Below are 16,729 nucleotides of genomic sequence, written 5' to 3' on the forward strand. Positions count from 1 at the left end.
GCGATCAGGATGCATCGTCATCGCGCTTCAGGTTGTCGTTCAAGCATGATCTTTTCGGAAAACCGCTGCGCACTTGTCCGGATCATGCTTTAGCGCCGTTGCGGCTCACGTCTCCGGTGGCGACTGACGCTTCAGATGCAGATAGGCCGGGCTGAAATCGCCGAGCCGCTGCAGCTCGCGCCATTTCAGGACGATGAGCTCCCCGTCGCGCAGATCCATCGCGCCGCCCCGTCTAAGGTCAGCGAGCGTCCGGTTCACCGTCGCGATCGCCATGCCCAGCGTCTCGCCGAGCTGCACCAGGCTGATCGGCAGGCGGAAGCGATTGCCGCGGATGAGCTGCGCGGCGCGGGCGCGGTAGAACAGCTCGCAGAACAGGTGCGCCATGCGCGCCTGCATCGGCCGGGCGCTGTTGTTGGTGATGGCCTCGCGGAAGATCGAGGCATCGAGCAGCGTCTCGCGCCACACCGAGAGCGCGAAAGTGGGCCGGCGCCGGAAGGCCGTGAACAATTCGCGATGCGGGATGAAGGCAACCGAGGCGTGCCCGAGCGCGGAGAGCCCATGGTCCATCTGGTCGATGAACAGGCCCTGGGAATCCGGCAGGTCACCGGAGATATGGAACGCGAGATATTGCCGCCCCCCGCTGCCGAGCAGATGGTAACGCGCCACCATGCCGGAGACGACCAGCGCCGAATGTTCGGGCTCGTCACCCTGGCGGATGAAATCCTCGTTGGGCGCGACATCGCGCTGCGTAAAGGTGAGCGCGCGGATCTCGTCGAGATCCTCCCCGGTGAGCGAGGTGTGCTCGCTCAGGTTCCGGATCAGCACGTCGTGGGCTTTTTCCATGAGACCACCAAAAATCGCGCCGGATCTATCAAATGATACTTCTGGCCTCGGTTCAGCGGACTAGAACGCGAGACGGACGCACAGGTTGCTAATCCGTTTTCGATCGTACGGGTCGCACCCACACCACACCTCGATCACCAACCGAGCCGGCCCTTCTCATGAGCCCTACGACGATCCTGGAGCGCATCCGCGGCCTGTTCGCATCCGAGACCAGCGAGCACCTCGACTGCATCAGCGATGCCTTCGAGAAAGGCACGCTCCGCGAGCCGGCGCATCCGATGTCGGATCAGGAACTCGCCCACGCCATCCGCGAGTTCCGCAGCACCGAGGTCTCCGACTGGACCATCGCAAAGCTCTCGCGGCGCTTCATCGACGTGCCGCGAGACTGCTGAAGCACGCGCGAGGCTCATGCCGCATCCGAAGTTCATCGCGCGTCTCCAGGCCATCGAAGGCCTGTCCGAGGACGAACGCCGGCAGATCGCGGGCCTGCCGTCCACGCTACGCCAGGTCGCGGACGGCGAGATCGTGCTGCGTCAGGGCGAGGCCGCCTCGCGCTGCGTCTTCGTCGTCAGCGGCTTCCTCTACCAGGCCCGCATCGTCGGCGATCGCAGCCAGATCCTCGCGTTCCACGTTCCCGGCGACATGCCCTGCCTGCACACGCTGCTGGTCTCGCCGACGGATGCGGACCTCGTCGGCCTCGGCCCGACCGTCGTCGGCTACGTCGGGCACAGCCAGCTCCGCCAGCTGCTCGACGGCTCGATCCATCTGACCCGCGCGTTCTGGCGCGAGACGCTGATCGATGCGGCGATCTCGCGGCAATGGATCGCCCGGCTCGGCGCGCAGGCGGCCTTGCCGAAGGTCGCGCATCTGATCTGCGAGCTCGCGGCGCGGCTGGAGATCGTCGGCCTTCTCAAGGACGCCTGCTTCCAGATGCCGATGACGCAGCGGCACGTCGCCGATGCCTGCGGCCTGTCGATCGTGCACGTCAATCGCACCATCCAGGAACTGCGTCATCGCGGATTGATCGCATGGGAGGGCAACGAGATCGAGCTGCTGCAGCCCGACGAGTTGCGCAGGTTTGCCGATTTCACGCCCGACTATCTGACCTGAGCGCGGTGGGTGAGCGCGAAGAATGGGTGAGCGGAGCGCTACCCCTCGCGTCACGAACGCGACCGCGCGGTCCGCCATGATGTGAGCAGCGGACCGCCGCGGCCGAGGACAGGATCCGACTTCGGCTTGCGGACCTTGGCAATGCGCTTGACGGCATCGGGACGCTCTCGCATGTCGGTGCACTCGTCGTACGTCCCGCCCTGCGGATACGCTCCGACGACCCCGAAGTCCCGGCTGGATTCGATCAACCGGTGTCCGGTGCCGGCGGGCAACACCAGAACGTCGCCGGCTTTCACGCGGAGGATGCGCCCCTTGATCCCGCCGCACTCGACCCTGGCGGTGCCGCGCGCCACGCCCATCACTTCGTGGATCTGCGAATGATAATGGACGAAGTCATACACGGTGTCCCGCCACGACCGGCCCCAGCCGTTTGTATCGAACAGCGTGTCGATGATGACCTCGGGGGGAAAGCGCCTGGACTTCAGATTCACCGCGCCGCGATAGAGCAACACCGGAAAACTCGGATTGTTCGGCACGATGCCATCGTCGCGAAAACGGATGGCTGCCGGCTTCCGGGCCCGCACCAGCGCCCGCAGCGTTGCCGCATCGGGATGCTCCTCCACCAGCTTCTTGGCGAGATTCTTGATCTGGTCCTTGATCGGCATGGCCTGTCCTCAGCCACGATTCAACGACGGCGGGGGTGAGAAGTTTCCAGGCGAACGGGCTCGATCAGGAGCAGGGCTCACCCCACCCTGCGGGCTGCAGCCTCGATGCAGCCTGGATAACTCGCGCGTCGCACTGGTTCATGCGGGTCCCCACAACAGCTGAGACCGGCCGGCTCTCTATCGCACCGCGAACGGCGCCTGATAAGGCCGGCCGAACGGCACGCCGTTGATGACAGTCTGGACCGGCTTGAGCTGGGCCTTGCCGTCTCTCTTGTTGTTGCGGGTGTCGAGGAAGCTGACCGGCCCCTCCACCAGCTCCATGATGGCGACGTCGCCGGGCGCTCCGACTTGCAGGGTGCCGATCTTCGGCGCGCGATTGATGATCTTCGCCGGAGCCGTGGTGGCCATCGCGACCACCTGCTCCAGCGTGAAGCCCAGCGTCATGAACTTGCTCATCACGTTGGGCAGGAACGGGATGCCCGGCGAGTTGCCGGAGAAGACATGGATATCGGAGGAGATCGTGTCCGGAGTGCACCCACCGGGGATCGCCACTTCCGCCACGGTGAAATCGAAGCTGCCGCCGCCGTGACCGACGTCGAACATGACGCCACGCTGCTTGGCCGCCAGGGCCGCGGGCAGCAGCTTGCCCTCTTGCACGATATTGGTGAAGACGTTGGACATGTTCGGTGCGCCCGAATAGGCATGGGTCAGCACGTCGCCCGGGCGGAGCAGGTCGAGGATCTGCGACATCAGCTCCTTGGACTCGACGCCGCCGATATGCACCATCATCTTCGCCGGCCAGCCGCACATCTCGCAAGCCTGGATGCCGCGCTTCAGCGGCTCGAGCCCATGCTTGTAGATCACGTTCTCCGACATCCGCACTTTGACCCCGAGCAGGAAATCAGCGTTCTCGGCGAGCGCCATCGCGCAGGCTTCGGTCTGGGCGACGTCGATATTGTACAGCTCCGCGACCGGGAACGCCGACAGGCCGTTATTGGCGATATGGACGAAGGCATACATCCGCGCCCGCGTCTGGGCCACGATGAACCGGCGCAGCGCCGCCAGATTGTTGACCCCGGCGTCGCCCGCGGACACGACGGTTGTCGTGGCCTGGAATTGCACCAGCTCGTCGGCGGGAATACCGATTGCCGAGCCGTAGGGGTAGACGTGACTATGCAGATCGATGAGACCGGGCATCACGAGCTTGCCTGACGCGTCGATGCTCTTCAGCGCGCGCTCGGCCGGGATCGCCTCCTGTACCGTTTCGATCACGCCCCAGCGGATGCCGATATCGCGTCTGGCGCGCAGCGACTGGCTGGGGTCGAGCACCTCGCCGCCCCGGATCACCAGATCGTACTTGTCGTTCGGCCCCATCGCGGCGCCGGCGGGCGCGGCGAGACCGACAACTGCGGCTGACGTCGACAATGCCAGGAAATCGCGGCGTGACAACACGGACATGACGGCCCCCCATGCGCTTTTATTGGCGGCTACGGCCCCGCCTTGACGAGCAGATGCGCTTCTGCCGCCAACGTACGAGACCGGAATGAATGGAATTGGAATTGAAGCATCTTCGCGCGGATGATCCAATCCTATGACTGCACACGAGCCCTGAGGAGCCGCGAAATTTTCCGGAATCGCGTGAACCTTCCTGGGAAGAGCGCCGACTAAGCGAGCACATCCGCCGGGCCGCTTGGGTCATTCGTGGCGATGGGCCGTTTGCGCCATGCAGAACGGCAAGCAGAACTGACGGCGGCTCCCGAGAGGCGTCGGGCAAAACACCCGGTCAAGCCCTTGGCGTAAAAATATTCCACTTTCCCGAATTTCGGATTTATGGCATATCCTCGCCCATCCCGGCCCCTGCCAAAGGGGCGCTTCGCGATCGTCACGAGATGCGGGCCGGGTGGCGGTGGACGCGGTAGCGCCGGCGCGGCTCAGCATGATGACAGGGCGGGCAACCGTGAGTCCTCAGGCGACGCGATACGACACGGCGCGGTCACAGCGGTTTCGTCGATGCCTGGGGGCGAGCACACGCAAGCCTTCCGGGTATTTCGGCGGGATCGTCCGCGGACGGAGAAGTCGTGTGGTCCTGACGCCCGGGGTCTGTGCGTCAAGGCTTGCGGTGATGCGGCGGCCCGACCGGGCACGCGCATCGATCATCCGCAAGGCGACGGGGGCAATAGTGCATCGCTCCCCGGGGAGAGCACGAAGGACACCGTTAAAACCAGCCGCGCAGGGAAGGCCGGGCGACCGGCATCACCTGTGGTCCACCCCGTGTGCATCTTCGTCGCGCACGGACTTGCGGGTGCCGCCGGCGCCCGGCCTTCCCTGCGCCCTTTGGTCTTCAAGGAGCGCGAACGACAGCAAGCCTCGGGCGAAACGCGCCGCGAGAGCGCGAAGGCGTGTCTGCACCACATACTCGGTGTCATCGCAGACAGCGTCACTTGGAGCGGGCTGCAACCTCATACTCCGTTATTGCGAGCGCCTCAGCCTCCTCGGCTCTCGTGCCCCGGACGCAGCGCAGCGCCCCTTAGCGGTGCGCTGCAGAGCCGGGGCCCATGTCGCAGCGGCGCGCGGGCAGCGCTGGGTCCCGGCTCTGCGCAGCAGCGTAAGAACGCTGCAGCGCGTCCGGGACACGTGTGTGGGTACCACCGTCTCTCGCACCACTTTTCGCGCGCGCCGGGCTGGTAGAGTGGCGCCATTATTTTGGGGAATTTTGATGCGCGCGAGGATTTTCAATCGCGTTTTGGGGCTGGCGACACTGGCCTTGCTTGTCGGCACTGCGGACGAGCTCAATTTCGACCCTGATACCCCCGACGGACTCACTCGCGCGATCACAAAGCTCCAGCAGCGGATTTCGATGGCGCCGAATGGAGAGCCGACCGAGGGCCTGTTGCTGCGCATGCGCAAGATGGAGGATCTCAAGCCCTGGGGCTCGATCGTCTACGGCCCGGACAACAGCAAATGGGGCATCTCGTGGAACCACGCCTCGCGGCGCGCGGCGGTGGCGGAGGTGGCGGGTTTGACGGCGCCTGGGTGGTCACCAGTGTCGGCTGCGGCGGCACCACGTCCGGTGCGGTCGTCGTCTCCTCGGGCAAGGTCATCGGCCAGGGTGTCACTGGCACCGTCAGCCCGAGCGGCTCGGTCAGCACGGTCGGTCAAGGCGACGGCGTGACCTTCACAGGCTCCGGCCGTCTCGGCGCTCGCAGCGGTTCCGGAACCTGGCGGCGCTCCGATGGCTGCGGCGGAACCTGGAGCTCGGCGAAGCAGTAACGCGCAAGGAAATGCCTGATCTCGCGGCGGAACGAACGCGCCGCAAGCCCAATTCAAGCCACATCCTCTCCGGATTTGCGGCTCATTGCCACCCAAGTCTTTGATGACAAAGGGCTGGTTAAGAGTTGCGTCATGCGTAACCGGGAGACCAGGATGGGCAACCGCACCGCAAAATTCGTATCCGCGCTAGTCGGCAGCATCATTGCCGGCGCGCCACTGGCCGCCGTGTCGCAGAACGCGCCGGCGCCATCGAGCACAGCCAACGCGGCCGCCGACTGCCTCGCCTCGCCGAAGGGCGCCGCGCCGCAGGGGCAACACTGGTACTATCGTCTCGACCGCACGACCAAGCGGCAATGCTGGTATCTGCGCGCCGCAGGCGGCAAATCCTCCCAGACCGCGCAGGCGACGACCGACACGCCCGAGGCGGATTCGGCCGTGCCGCAAGCGATGCAGAACGCGCGCGCCGAATACACCGCTCCGCAGACGAGTGCCGCACCAGGCACGCCGAACATGAGCGCGCCCGCGCCCGCTGCAACCAATGCGCCGCCGGTCGCCCAGCAGCCGCCAAGCGGCGCGCCTGCGACCAACGCGCAGCAGCCGGCTGTGACCGCGCGCTGGCCCGAGGCCTCTCCGGCCTCCGCCGCGCCCACACCGCCGCCGGCCCCCGTTGCGGCCACCGCGCCGGCGGGCGCGAAGCCGGCAAAGCCTCCCGCGCCGATGGCCCTGGCCGGCGCAGACGGCTCCGCCGACAAGCCGGCCGGCTCGGTGCAGATGCTGCTGCTCGTGATCGGCGGCGCGCTGGCGCTCGCCGGCATCCTCGCCAGCATCATCTACCGCTTCGCCGGCGGACGCCTCCGCGTCCAGGCCGCCGACCGCCGCGGACGTTGGGACGATTGGACGCCGCAGGACCATGACGCAAGCCGCGCGCCCTGGCTCGGTGCGGAGCCGGCCGTCACGCCGCGCGCACAGCAGGGCCCCGTCGACTTCGATGAAGTTCGGCCGCCGCAGACCGCGCAAATCGCCGCCTTCACCAGGGAGATCGGCAGGATCGCGGCGCAATCCGCGTCCATTCGCAACAAGGCCGCCGAGCTCGACAAGGCCGACATCTTCAACGGAAAGTTCGAGATCGAGGCATCGGCGCCCCGGCTCGCGGTCAAAGATACGGCCGACGAAGAGCCCGTCGATCGCCATGAAGATGCTCAGGTAGATGCGCAGGCTGGGGAAGCCGTCGACGTCGACGTGATCACCGCGATGCTGGAACGGCTGGCGAAGCAAGGGCCGCGGCTGCCGCAGCCTAGCCCTGAAGCTGAGCTTGCAGAGCTCGTACGAAACCAACGAGGCCAATCCGCCGCTCGCGCTTGAGGCGCTCGGCCTTCAGGATCGACTGCACCTCGGCAAACGCCTCGTCGACGTCGTGGTTGATCACGATGTAGTCGTACTCGGCCCAGTGACTCATCTCGTGGCTGGCCCGGCTCATGCGCTTGCGGATCACCTCGTCGGAATCCTGCGCGCGCGAATGCAGGCGCTTTTCGAGATCCGCCGCCGAGGGCGGCAGGATGAAGACGCTGACGACGTCGGCGCGGGCTTTTTCGCGCAGCTGCTGCGTGCCTTGCCAGTCGATGTCGAACAGCACGTCCTGCCCGGACGATAGCGCGGCTTCGACGGGGCTGCGCGGCGTACCGTAGCTGTTGTCGAACACGGTGGCCCATTCCAGCAGCTCATCGCCCTTCACCATCGCCTCGAAGCGGGGCTTGTCGACGAACAGATAGTCCTTGCCGTTGACCTCGCCCGGCCGCATCGGCCGCGTGGTCGCGGATACCGACATTTTCAGGCCGGACATGCGGTCGATCAAAAGACGCGACAGCGTCGTCTTGCCCGCGCCCGAGGGCGAGGACAGCACGAACATCAATCCGCGCCGCTCGACACCGTCAGTTCCGTGACCGCCGCTCGTCATCGATCACTCCAGATTCTGGACCTGCTCGCGGAACTGCTCGACCACGTTCTTCATGGCGAGGCCCGTATTGGTCAGCTCGATGTCGTTCGACTTCGAGCAGCAGGTGTTGACCTCGCGGTGAAACTCCTGCGCCAGGAAGTCGAGCTTGCGGCCGATCGGGCCACCCTTGCCGATCAGCTCGCGCGCCTGCGCGATGTGGGACGCGATGCGGTCGAGCTCCTCGCGGATGTCCGCCCGGGTGGCGATCAGGATCGCCTCCTGCATCAGGCGGTCGGAATCGAAACGGTCGGAGGTGTCGAGCAGGCTCGCGATCTGTTCGGCAAGCCTGGCCTTGATCGCCTCCGGCTTGCGGCCGGGCGCGGCTTCCGCCCTCTTCGCCAATTGCTCGACCTCGTCGACCCGCTGGGTCAGGATCTGCCCGAGCGACGAGCCCTCGCGCTTGCGCATCTCGACGAGATCGGCGAGCGCCTTGTCGAAAGCCTCGGCGGCGGCGATCCGCGCGGCCTTGTCCTCCTCCTCCTCGCCCTCGGGCTCGGCAACCTCGACGACGCCCTTGATGGCGAGCAGGCCGTCGATGCTCGGCGCCACCGCGTCGACCTTGCCGGCGATCATGGCGGCGGCCTTCAGCACGGCGTTGAGCACGTCCTCGTTGACGCGGACAGAGGCTGCGGCATTGGCGCGCTTGACGGTGAGATTGGCGTAGACGGTGCCGCGCGACAGCAGCTCGCCGGCGCGTTTCTTGGCATGGGCCTCGAGCTCGTCGAACCCCTGCGGCAGCCGCACCCTGAGGTCAAAGCCCTTGGCGTTGACCGACTTCAATTCCCATTCGAAGGTGTACGGCCCGCTAGCGCCGTGGCATCTCGCAAAGCCGGTCATGGACGACAGCGCCATCAGGTCAAATTCTCCAGAAACACGGGATTCGCGAGGCATCAAGCCACGCGAAACTTAAGACTATTTTGCAGGAAAGTGGAATCCGCAAAGTCCCGCAAGCAGGTCTGCAACGCGCCTAGCGCTGGACCACCGGCGGCGAGGGCTGCACCGCGCCCTGCCGCGCCGGTGCTGGAGCGGCGGGGCGTGCCGCCGGCGGCTTTTTCTGCTGGTTGGGCCGGGCCGGCGTGGTCGCCGTCGGTGTATCGGCAGCTCCGGGTGCGACGGCGGCGGGCGGCGGCGCATCCTCGGCCGGCTCCACCGTGTCGTTCTGGATCTGCTTTTCCATGGCGCGGAGCTTGGCGACGTTCTTCTGATGGGCGTCGTAAGTCTCGGTGAAGGCGTGCCCGCCGGTGCCGTCGGCGACGAAGAAGAGGTCGCGCGTGCGGGCTGGATTGGCGGCGGCCTCCAGCGAGGCGCGGCCGGGGTTGGCGATCGGACCCGGCGGCAGGCCCTCGATCACATAGGTGTTGTAGGGCGAGGGCTGCGTGATCTCGCTGCGCTTGATCGGGCGGCCCAGCGTGCCCTTGCCGCCGACGAGGCCATAGATGATGGTCGGATCCGACTGCAGCTTGATCCGCTGCTTCAGCCGGTTGGTGAACACCGCGGCGACACGGCTGCGCTCGTCGGGCTTTCCGGTTTCTTTCTCGACGATGGAGGCGAGCGTCACCAGCTGCTCCGGCGTCTTGACCGGAATGTCCTGATTGCGGCGCTCCCAGATCTCGGCGAGCACGCGTTTGTGCGCCTGCTGCATGCGCTGGACCACCTGATCACGCGGGGTGCCGCGCGGGAATTTGTAGGTCTCGGGCAGCAGCGTGCCCTCGCGCGGCAGCTCGCGCACGCTGCCGGTGAAGATGTCGTTGTCGGACAGGCGCGCCACGATCTGCTCGGAGGTCAGACCCTCCGGAATCGTGACGGCATGCTGCACCACCTTGCCCTCGACGATGGTGGCGATGACGTCGCGCAGCGATGCGTTCTTCTGGAACGAATATTCGCCCGGCTTGAGGTCCGAGCTCGCCTTCAACGCGGCAACGCTGGCGATGAACACCCACGGGTTGATGTCGGTCACGCCTTCCCGGTTCAGCGTCTCGGCGATGTCGCGCTTGCCCGCACGCTGGGGGATGTTGACGATCTTGTCATCCTTGAGTGGCCCGGGCGCCTCGAGCACTTGCCGGCCGTAATAATAGATGCCGCCGGCGCCGAGCATGGCGATCAGCAGGAGGGTGATGATGGCGTTGCCGACGACCACGAAAGGATTGCGCGCACGGTCCGATCGCTTCGGCGGCGGCGGGACCTGCTCGGGCTCGAGCGCTGCCCGCGGACTCCGGGGCGAAATGGGCGGCCTTTCACTCATCGAAACAACCTGAATCCTGCCGGTTCAATCGCGGCCCGACAATCGCTTGCCCTGCCAAATGCACGCGCCCACTTCCATGACTATCGCCGAATACGGCAAAACGGTGGATTCGTCTCAAACTTAAACTAACTGGCCAGGCGCCGGACGATCACCGACGCATTGGTACCGCCAAAACCAAACGAGTTCGACAGGGCGACGTTGACCTCACGCTTCTTCGCCGTATGCGGCACGAGATCGATCGCAGTCTCCACCGACGGATTGTCGAGGTTGATCGTCGGCGGCACGACATTATCGCGAATCGCGAGAATGGCGAAGATCGCCTCGATCGCACCGGCCGCGCCGAGGAGATGACCCGTCGACGATTTGGTCGAGGACATCGCAACCTTGGAGGCGGCATTGCCAAGCAGACGCTCGACGGCGCCGAGCTCGATCTCGTCGCCGAGCGGCGTCGAGGTGCCGTGCGCGTTGATGTAGTCGAGATCGGAGGCGGTCAGGCCGGCGCGCTTGAGCGCGGCAGACATGCTGCGGAAGCCGCCATCGCCGTCGGGCGACGGCGAGGTAATGTGATAGGCATCACCCGAAAGACCGTAGCCGATCACCTCGGCATAGATCCTGGCGCCGCGGCGCCTGGCGTGCTCGAGCTCCTCGAGCACCAGGACTCCGGCGCCCTCGCCCATCACGAAACCGTCGCGGTCCTTGTCGTAGGGACGCGAGGCCTTTTCGGGTGTCTCGTTGAAACCGGTCGACAGCGCGCGCGCGGCGTTGAAGCCGGCAATGCCGATGCGGCTGATCGGCGATTCCGCGCCGCCAGCGACCATCACGTCGGCATCGCCCAGCGCGATAAGGCGGGCGGCATCGCCGACGGCGTGTGCGCCGGTCGAGCAGGCCGTGACCACCGAATGGTTCGGTCCCTTCAGTCCGTGCGCGATCGAGACGTAGCCGGAAGCCAGATTGATCAGGCGGCCCGGAATGAAGAACGGCGACACCCGGCGCGGTCCGCGCTCCTTGAGCAGGATCGCGGTCTCGGCAATGCCGTTGAGGCCGCCGATGCCCGACCCGATCATGGTGCCGGTTGCGCATTTGTCCTCTTCGGTCTCCGGATGCCAGTTGGCGTCGTCGAGCGCCTGGCCGGCTGCGGCCATGCCGAAGATGATGAAGTCGTCGACCTTGCGCTGGTCCTTCGGCTCCATCCACTTGTCGGGATTGAAGGTGTCGTTGGTGCCGTCGCCGCGCACGACCGTGCAGGCGTATTTGGTCTGAAGATCGGAGACATCGAAGCTCTCGATCCTGCGCGCACCGCTCTCGCCGTTGAGGATGCGCTTCCAGGTCGGTTCGACGCCGCAGCCGAGTGGCGACACCATGCCGAGACCAGTGACGACAACCCGCCTCATATCCGAAAACTCCGCATCGAAAGATTCACGGCCAATAACAAGAAACCGGCTGACCGCTGGGAAGCGGCCCGTCCGGTTTCAATGTTGTCCCCGCGAAAATGAAGAGCCTTAGCTCTTCGCGTTCTTCTCGAGAAACTTCGTGGCGTCGCCGACGGTGAGAATCGTTTCCGCAGCGTCGTCCGGAATCTCGCAACCGAATTCTTCTTCGAACGCCATCACCAGCTCGACGGTGTCCAGACTGTCGGCGCCGAGGTCGTCGATGAAGCTCGCGGCGTCGACAACCTTCTCGGGTTCAACACCAAGGTGTTCGACCACGATCTTCTTAACCCGTTCGCCAATGTCACTCATTGCATAACCTCGTGTTGTTCCCTGTAGACCCGACCCCCCGGGACGATACGAGCCGTCGTGGTCGTGTTACTTGCCTTCGCTTACGAACTTTGATTTGGCCCCATCCTAACCGATACAGGGCCCGGCGAACGACGGCCAAGGCTCCGCATCGCCAATATACAGGGTTTCAAAAACCTGCAATGGCGTTCTTTGCCCATCCGTTGAGCGTCCGGTTATCATACTTCAATTGCCTTGACTACAAGCCTCATTTCCCTCCGGAAACGGCCGTTTGCCGCATCCGCACAGCCCATGTGGGCAGTGCGGAACGAACGCTTCAGATCATGGCCATGCCGCCGTTGACGTGAATGGTCTGGCCGGTGACGTAGGCTGCTTCGTTCGAACTGAGGTAGACGGCCGCCGCCGCGATATCCTCGGGCGTTCCCAGGCGGGCGGCCGGAACCTTGGTCAGAATCGTTTCGCGCTGCTTGTCGTTGAGCGCATCGGTCATCGGCGTCTTGATGAAGCCCGGTGCGATGCAGTTGGCGGTGACGCCGCGCTTGGCGTATTCGGCCCCCAGCGTCTTGATCATGCCGATCAGGCCCGCCTTCGACGCCGTGTAATTGCCCTGCCCGGGATTGCCGGTGACGCCGACCACCGAGGTGATGGCGACGATGCGGCCGAAGCGCTTGCGCATCATCAGCTTGGTGGCGGCGCGCGCCAGGCGGAAGGTCGAAGTCAGATTGATGTTGATGACCTCCTCCCAATCCTCGTCCCGGAGCTGCACGAAGAGATTGTCGCGGGTGATGCCGGCATTGGCGATGAGGATGTCGACCTGGCCCATTGCCGCTTCCGCAGCGGGCACCAGCGCCTCGACCTCGTCGGCCTTGGAGAGATTACAGGGCAACACAAAGGTGCGCTCGCCGAGCTTGCCGGCAAGCTCATCCAGCACCTCCTTGCGCGTTCCTGATATCGCAACCGTCGCACCCTGCGCGTGCAGCGCCTGCGCGATCGCGCCGCCGATGCCGCCGGTCGCGCCGGTGACGAGCGCCTTTTTACCAGTCAGATCGAACATCGAAAAACTCCTCCAAAGCACGATCCGGAAAAGTGCGCAGCGGTTTCCGAAAGATCGTGCGTAAACTGAAAAACTCAAGCGCGATGAGCAATCATCGCGCTTTAGCCCTGCTTGGCAGCGGCCAATGCATCCTTGGCGGCGGCAATGTCGTTCGGGCCACCGACTGAAACGCCGACGGCGCCGTCCGCGATGCGCTTGACGAGACCGGACAGGACCTTGCCGGCGCCGATCTCGAAGAACCGCGTGACGCCCTGCCCTGCCATATAGGCAACCGACTCGCGCCAGCGCACGGTGCCGGTGACCTGCTCGACCAGGCGGCGACGAATCTCGTCGGGATCGGTGATGGCGCTCGCCAGCACGTTCGACACCAGCGGCGCGGCCGGGGCCTTGATCGTGACCTTCGACAGCGCTTCTGCCATGGCGTCGGCAGCGGGCTGCATCAGCTTGCAATGGAACGGGGCGGACACCGGCAGCAGCATCGCGCGCTTGGCGCCCTTGGCCTTGGCGATCTCGACGGCGCGATCGACCGCGGCCTTGTCGCCCGAGACGACAACCTGCCCGCCGCCATTGTCGTTGGCGGCCTGGCAGACCTGCCCCTGCGCCGCCTCCTTGGCGACCTCGATGGCCGCCTCGTAGTCGAGACCGAGCAGCGCGGCCATCGCGCCGGCGCCGACCGGGACGGCCTTTTGCATTGCGAGACCGCGGGTGCGAAGCAGGCGGGCGGTATCCGAGACCGTCAGGCTGCCGGCCGCGGCCAGCGCCGAATATTCACCGAGCGAGTGGCCGGCGACGAAGGCTGCATCTCGTCCCACGGAAAATCCCGCCTCAGCCTCCAGCACGCGCAGGGTGGCGACAGACACCGCCATCAGCGCCGGCTGGGCGTTTTCGGTGAGCTGGAGGGTTTCGGCCGGACCATCCCAAATGATCGCTGTCAGCTTCTCCCCTAGCGCGGCGTCGACCTCGTCGAACACGGCGCGCGCCACCGGAAAGGCATCGGCCAGGGCCTTGCCCATGCCGACCGCCTGGGAACCCTGTCCAGGAAATGTGAATGCAGCCGTCATCGGCGCTCCCTGCTTGTCGGACACGATCCCTGCGAGAACCGGCAGCCGATTACGCACGGCGTTAGGCCATGGTTCCGGATCGTGCTCCAAAGGGGGCCGTAGACACTGTCCGGGGCCGGACTGTCAAGCCGAGATGGGAACTTCGAGCAGCACTCAACTGGGGATGCGCCCCCTCAAAACCCACCGGCGGTCTGGTTGGCGTCGACCTCCGCTCCGGCCCGCGCACGGCGCGCGCTGCTCGCCAACTGCCCCGGCCGATCCTCCTTGTCAGGCTTTGCGGTCGCCAGCCGCAAGACCGCCGCGTAGTTCGGCTGCACCTCCATGCGGCCGGCGTGCCGGCTCTCGCTCAGCAGGCGATGGACCTTCGGCAGATTGTAACAGGGCACGTAGAACAGCAGATGATGCTCGAGGTGATAGTTGACGTAGTACGGCGCGATGAACAGGCGCTCGAGAACATTGGCATGCGTGGTGCGGGTGTTGCGCAGGGGATCGCTGCTGTCGGGGACGACGGCATGCTCTGCAATGTTGCGGATGCGGGTGATGACCATCATCCAGGTCAGGAGCGGCACCAGCCAGAGCAGCGGATAGGCCCACCACACGCCGGCCGCCGCGAGCGCTGCGAACATCGCGGCGTTGAGGAGGCATTGCGGGCCGAGCTTGTCCCAGAAATGCGCCAGACGCTGCTGCCACGGCCAGTCCTTCGGCCCGAGCGCATTGAGCAGCTGCGCCTTGCGCTGCTGGTAGCCGGTCTGTCCGGTGATGTCGCGAATGAACTTGCGGCGATAACTCAGCTTAGTAATCGGAAACGGCGCCGACAGCACGAGATCGGGATCATCCTCTTGCTGCGTGCGCGCATGGTGCTGAAGGTGGTAACGCCGGTAGCTGCGCGTCTCCGCAAACAGCGGATAGGCACAGAGCCACTGGCTCAGGGCCAGATTGGTCTTCTCATCAGTGGACAGGCAGCCATGCGCGCCATCATGCATCAGGATCGCGAGGCCCAGCTGACGCGAGCCGATGATCGCGACGGCGAGGACATAGGTGACCGGATTGGGCCACCACGCGACCAAGGCGATCGCGCCAATGATCAGCGCCCAGGCGTGCGCGATCAGCGCAACACCTTTCCAGGTCACACGCTCTCGCACGTCGGCAAGCTGGTCGTCGGTCAGGAAATCGCGGGCACGCATGCGAAGCGCGGTCATGGCCTAGCCTTCCTCGTTCGAATTGCTTGATGCCTCGCGCCCCTCGACGAGACGCAGGCGCGCCGTGTCATCGGATTTCGCCTGCTCGCCGAGCACGCGCAGCATCTCGGCGCAGAGCGCCTCGGGCGAACGGCCCATGGCGTAGCCTTCGAGAATGACGCCGATGGCGACGGCCCAGAACCGCCGCGAGCTTTCGTCGGGCGCGCGCAGCGAGCGCCAGCCGTGCCGCGCCACCTGGCTCGCATAGGCGCGCGCGCCTTCGCCGTGCAGGCGCTCGATCGTGCGCTCGACCAGCGGTGCGAGATCCTGGCGGCGCCGCGTCAATGTCAGCGCCTCGGCAAAGAAAGCCACTGAATCGCTCGCCGTCACGGTCTCCGCGAGCGCATGCGTGTAGTCCCGTGGCGTGCGCGCCTTCAGCGCCGCCTGCTCGGTCGCACGCGCCAGATACAGCAGCTCGCGGCAAGCGCATTCGACGAACAGCGCCTCCTTGGTGCGGAAGTAGTAGGTGATCTGGCTCGGGAATGCGTCCGCGGCGGCCGCGATGTCGGTGATCGCCGTGCCCGAAAGTCCCCGCTCCCGGAACAGGGGGCTTGCCGCATCCAGCAGCAGCGAGCGCATCTTGCGCCCCGCCGACCGTGTGGCCCGCGTAGCGTGCTTCGGATCGCCTGCCGACGCCTCAAACGGAGCCTGGATCGATTCACCCGCCATCAGCACCTCCCGATCCATTATTTGTATGACATACAAACAAATAGATCAAGCTGGTACGGGAGCGTGGGTTTGGCCCCCCCTGCCAGCACCGCCCGGCCGGAAACGGGACACTCCAACCTTGCCAAGTCAGCCAAAATCCGTATAAGGCGCGCATCCGCAGACCCCGGCCGGGAGCTGAACGGACGGTCTCAGCAAGTCATTCGTGATTTTGGTGTGGCAGGGCCAGTCGGCCCGTCGTCCCGTGTTTCCGCCTTCTGAGCTTAATCCCAGAGTCCTTTCCGAAGGCCTCTTAAGGGCTTGACGCCGGGCGATGCGCCAACATGAGGAAAGGACCACCATGGCTCTTTATGAGCATGTCTTTCTCGCGCGTCAGGACGCGAGCACGCAGCAGGTCGAAGAACTGACTGCGCAGATGACCGGTATCGTCGAGGGTCTCGGCGGCAAGGTCACCAAGACCGAGAATTGGGGCGTACGCTCCCTCACCTACCGCATGAACAAGAACCGCAAGGCGCACTTCGTTCTGCTCAACATCGACGCGCCGTCCGCGGCGATCGCCGAGATCGAGCGCCAGGAGCGCATCAGCGAAGACGTGATCCGCTATCTCAGCGTCCGCGTCGAGGAGCTCGAGGAAGGCCCGTCCGCGATGATGCGCAAGGCCGACCGTGACCGCGAGCGCGACGACCGTGGCGGCGGCTTCCGTGGCGACCGCGAAGGCGGTGGCTTCCGCGGCGACCGCGAGGGTGGTTTCCGTGGTGGCGATCGTGACGGTGGTGGCTTCCGCGGTGACCGCGGCCCGCGCCGTCCGCGCGAAGAAGCTGAAACCACCACCACGACGGACGGGGAGTAAG

17 protein-coding genes are annotated in these 16,729 nt (G+C 65.6%); 5 read left to right on the plus strand and 12 right to left on the minus strand.

What is annotated here, in order from left to right:
- Positions 1-105: 105 nt before the first annotated feature.
- Complete coding sequence (locus GDN70_RS22745; RefSeq protein ID WP_038972967.1) at positions 106-843, minus strand: Crp/Fnr family transcriptional regulator; 738 nt, start codon at positions 841-843, stop codon at positions 106-108.
- 158 nt (positions 844-1,001) lie between these two features.
- Here GDN70_RS22745 and GDN70_RS22750 point away from each other — a divergent pair, with 158 nt between their 5' ends.
- The gene (locus GDN70_RS22750) at positions 1,002-1,235 is read left to right on the plus strand and encodes a hypothetical protein (RefSeq protein WP_028145014.1); all 234 of its coding nucleotides are present in this window, start codon (positions 1,002-1,004) and stop codon (positions 1,233-1,235) included.
- Between the two features lie 16 nt (positions 1,236-1,251).
- A complete protein-coding gene (locus GDN70_RS22755) occupies positions 1,252-1,953 on the plus strand; it encodes a Crp/Fnr family transcriptional regulator (RefSeq protein WP_038972968.1) in 702 nt (233 codons plus the stop codon).
- 50 nt (positions 1,954-2,003) lie between these two features.
- On the opposite strand, the gene GDN70_RS22760 is transcribed toward GDN70_RS22755, so the two are convergent.
- On the minus strand, positions 2,004-2,618 hold the full coding sequence (locus GDN70_RS22760) for a cupin (protein ID WP_097668185.1): 615 nt from the start codon (positions 2,616-2,618) through the stop codon (positions 2,004-2,006).
- A 177-nt stretch (positions 2,619-2,795) separates the two neighbouring features.
- Positions 2,796-4,076: an amidohydrolase family protein gene (locus GDN70_RS22765; protein ID WP_152103063.1), complete on the minus strand. Its 1,281-nt coding sequence runs from the start codon at positions 4,074-4,076 to the stop codon at positions 2,796-2,798.
- A 1,515-nt stretch (positions 4,077-5,591) separates the two neighbouring features.
- Between GDN70_RS22765 and GDN70_RS22780 the strand changes: the two genes are divergently transcribed.
- Positions 5,592-5,888, plus strand: a complete 297-nt coding sequence (locus tag GDN70_RS22780; protein WP_244429075.1) for a hypothetical protein — start codon at positions 5,592-5,594, stop codon at positions 5,886-5,888.
- A gap of 132 nt (positions 5,889-6,020) precedes the next feature.
- A complete protein-coding gene (locus GDN70_RS22785) occupies positions 6,021-7,250 on the plus strand; it encodes a hypothetical protein (RefSeq protein ID WP_080670308.1) in 1,230 nt (409 codons plus the stop codon).
- On the opposite strand, the gene gmk is transcribed toward GDN70_RS22785, so the two are convergent.
- The 9 genes from gmk to GDN70_RS22830 form a co-directional block, all read right to left on the minus strand.
- Positions 7,183-7,842, minus strand: a complete 660-nt coding sequence (gene gmk, locus GDN70_RS22790; RefSeq protein WP_028145020.1) for a guanylate kinase — start codon at positions 7,840-7,842, stop codon at positions 7,183-7,185. The two genes, GDN70_RS22785 and gmk, sit on opposite strands and share 68 nt — an antisense overlap.
- Positions 7,843-7,845: 3 nt before the next feature.
- A complete protein-coding gene (locus tag GDN70_RS22795; RefSeq protein ID WP_038946510.1) occupies positions 7,846-8,733 on the minus strand; it encodes a YicC/YloC family endoribonuclease in 888 nt (295 codons plus the stop codon).
- A gap of 115 nt (positions 8,734-8,848) precedes the next feature.
- Positions 8,849-10,123, minus strand: coding sequence for an endolytic transglycosylase MltG (gene mltG, locus GDN70_RS22800; RefSeq protein WP_028145022.1), 1,275 nt, complete (start codon positions 10,121-10,123; stop codon positions 8,849-8,851).
- 125 nt (positions 10,124-10,248) lie between these two features.
- Positions 10,249-11,514 carry a beta-ketoacyl-ACP synthase II gene (fabF, locus tag GDN70_RS22805; protein WP_028145023.1) on the minus strand — a complete coding sequence of 422 codons (1,266 nt, stop codon included), beginning with the start codon at positions 11,512-11,514 and terminating at the stop codon, positions 10,249-10,251.
- A 108-nt stretch (positions 11,515-11,622) separates the two neighbouring features.
- On the minus strand, positions 11,623-11,862 hold the full coding sequence (locus GDN70_RS22810) for an acyl carrier protein (protein WP_008130699.1): 240 nt from the start codon (positions 11,860-11,862) through the stop codon (positions 11,623-11,625).
- Positions 11,863-12,175: 313 nt separating this feature from the next.
- Positions 12,176-12,913, minus strand: a complete 738-nt coding sequence (gene fabG / locus GDN70_RS22815; protein WP_028145024.1) for a 3-oxoacyl-[acyl-carrier-protein] reductase — start codon at positions 12,911-12,913, stop codon at positions 12,176-12,178.
- Positions 12,914-13,014: 101 nt separating this feature from the next.
- Positions 13,015-13,974, minus strand: coding sequence for an ACP S-malonyltransferase (gene fabD, locus GDN70_RS22820; RefSeq protein WP_152103064.1), 960 nt, complete (start codon positions 13,972-13,974; stop codon positions 13,015-13,017).
- 173 nt (positions 13,975-14,147) lie between these two features.
- Entirely contained in the window at positions 14,148-15,173 is a 1,026-nt protein-coding gene (locus GDN70_RS22825) for a fatty acid desaturase family protein (RefSeq protein WP_152103065.1), read from the minus strand.
- A 3-nt stretch (positions 15,174-15,176) separates the two neighbouring features.
- A complete protein-coding gene (locus GDN70_RS22830) occupies positions 15,177-15,881 on the minus strand; it encodes a TetR/AcrR family transcriptional regulator C-terminal domain-containing protein (RefSeq protein WP_028145027.1) in 705 nt (234 codons plus the stop codon).
- 337 nt (positions 15,882-16,218) lie between these two features.
- On the opposite strand from GDN70_RS22830, the gene rpsF reads away from it, so the two are divergent.
- Positions 16,219-16,728 (plus strand): 30S ribosomal protein S6, encoded by a 510-nt coding sequence (gene rpsF / locus GDN70_RS22835; protein WP_028145028.1) that lies wholly within the window; start codon positions 16,219-16,221, stop codon positions 16,726-16,728.
- The last annotated feature ends 1 nt before the right edge of the window (position 16,729 follow it).

The sequence above is a fragment of the Bradyrhizobium sp. TM102 genome, from assembly GCF_009176685.1.
Lineage (GTDB): Bacteria > Pseudomonadota > Alphaproteobacteria > Rhizobiales > Xanthobacteraceae > Bradyrhizobium > Bradyrhizobium ottawaense.

Bases quoted from the DNA above. Each gene is read 5' to 3' on its own strand.
- GDN70_RS22745 (WP_038972967.1), bottom strand. From the start codon at position 843: ATGGAAAAAGCCCACGACGTGCTGATCCGGAACCTGAGCGAGCACACC.
- GDN70_RS22750 (WP_028145014.1), top strand. From the start codon at position 1,002: ATGAGCCCTACGACGATCCTGGAGCGCATCCGCGGCCTGTTCGCATCC.
- GDN70_RS22755 (WP_038972968.1), top strand. From the start codon at position 1,252: ATGCCGCATCCGAAGTTCATCGCGCGTCTCCAGGCCATCGAAGGCCTG.
- GDN70_RS22760 (WP_097668185.1), bottom strand. From the start codon at position 2,618: ATGCCGATCAAGGACCAGATCAAGAATCTCGCCAAGAAGCTGGTGGAG.
- GDN70_RS22765 (WP_152103063.1), bottom strand. From the start codon at position 4,076: ATGTCCGTGTTGTCACGCCGCGATTTCCTGGCATTGTCGACGTCAGCC.
- GDN70_RS22785 (WP_080670308.1), top strand. From the start codon at position 6,021: ATGCGTAACCGGGAGACCAGGATGGGCAACCGCACCGCAAAATTCGTA.
- gmk (WP_028145020.1), bottom strand. From the start codon at position 7,842: ATGACGAGCGGCGGTCACGGAACTGACGGTGTCGAGCGGCGCGGATTG.
- GDN70_RS22795 (WP_038946510.1), bottom strand. From the start codon at position 8,733: ATGGCGCTGTCGTCCATGACCGGCTTTGCGAGATGCCACGGCGCTAGC.
- mltG (WP_028145022.1), bottom strand. From the start codon at position 10,123: ATGAGTGAAAGGCCGCCCATTTCGCCCCGGAGTCCGCGGGCAGCGCTC.
- fabF (WP_028145023.1), bottom strand. From the start codon at position 11,514: ATGAGGCGGGTTGTCGTCACTGGTCTCGGCATGGTGTCGCCACTCGGC.
- GDN70_RS22810 (WP_008130699.1), bottom strand. From the start codon at position 11,862: ATGAGTGACATTGGCGAACGGGTTAAGAAGATCGTGGTCGAACACCTT.
- fabG (WP_028145024.1), bottom strand. From the start codon at position 12,913: ATGTTCGATCTGACTGGTAAAAAGGCGCTCGTCACCGGCGCGACCGGC.
- fabD (WP_152103064.1), bottom strand. From the start codon at position 13,974: ATGACGGCTGCATTCACATTTCCTGGACAGGGTTCCCAGGCGGTCGGC.
- GDN70_RS22825 (WP_152103065.1), bottom strand. From the start codon at position 15,173: ATGACCGCGCTTCGCATGCGTGCCCGCGATTTCCTGACCGACGACCAG.
- GDN70_RS22830 (WP_028145027.1), bottom strand. From the start codon at position 15,881: ATGGCGGGTGAATCGATCCAGGCTCCGTTTGAGGCGTCGGCAGGCGAT.
- rpsF (WP_028145028.1), top strand. From the start codon at position 16,219: ATGGCTCTTTATGAGCATGTCTTTCTCGCGCGTCAGGACGCGAGCACG.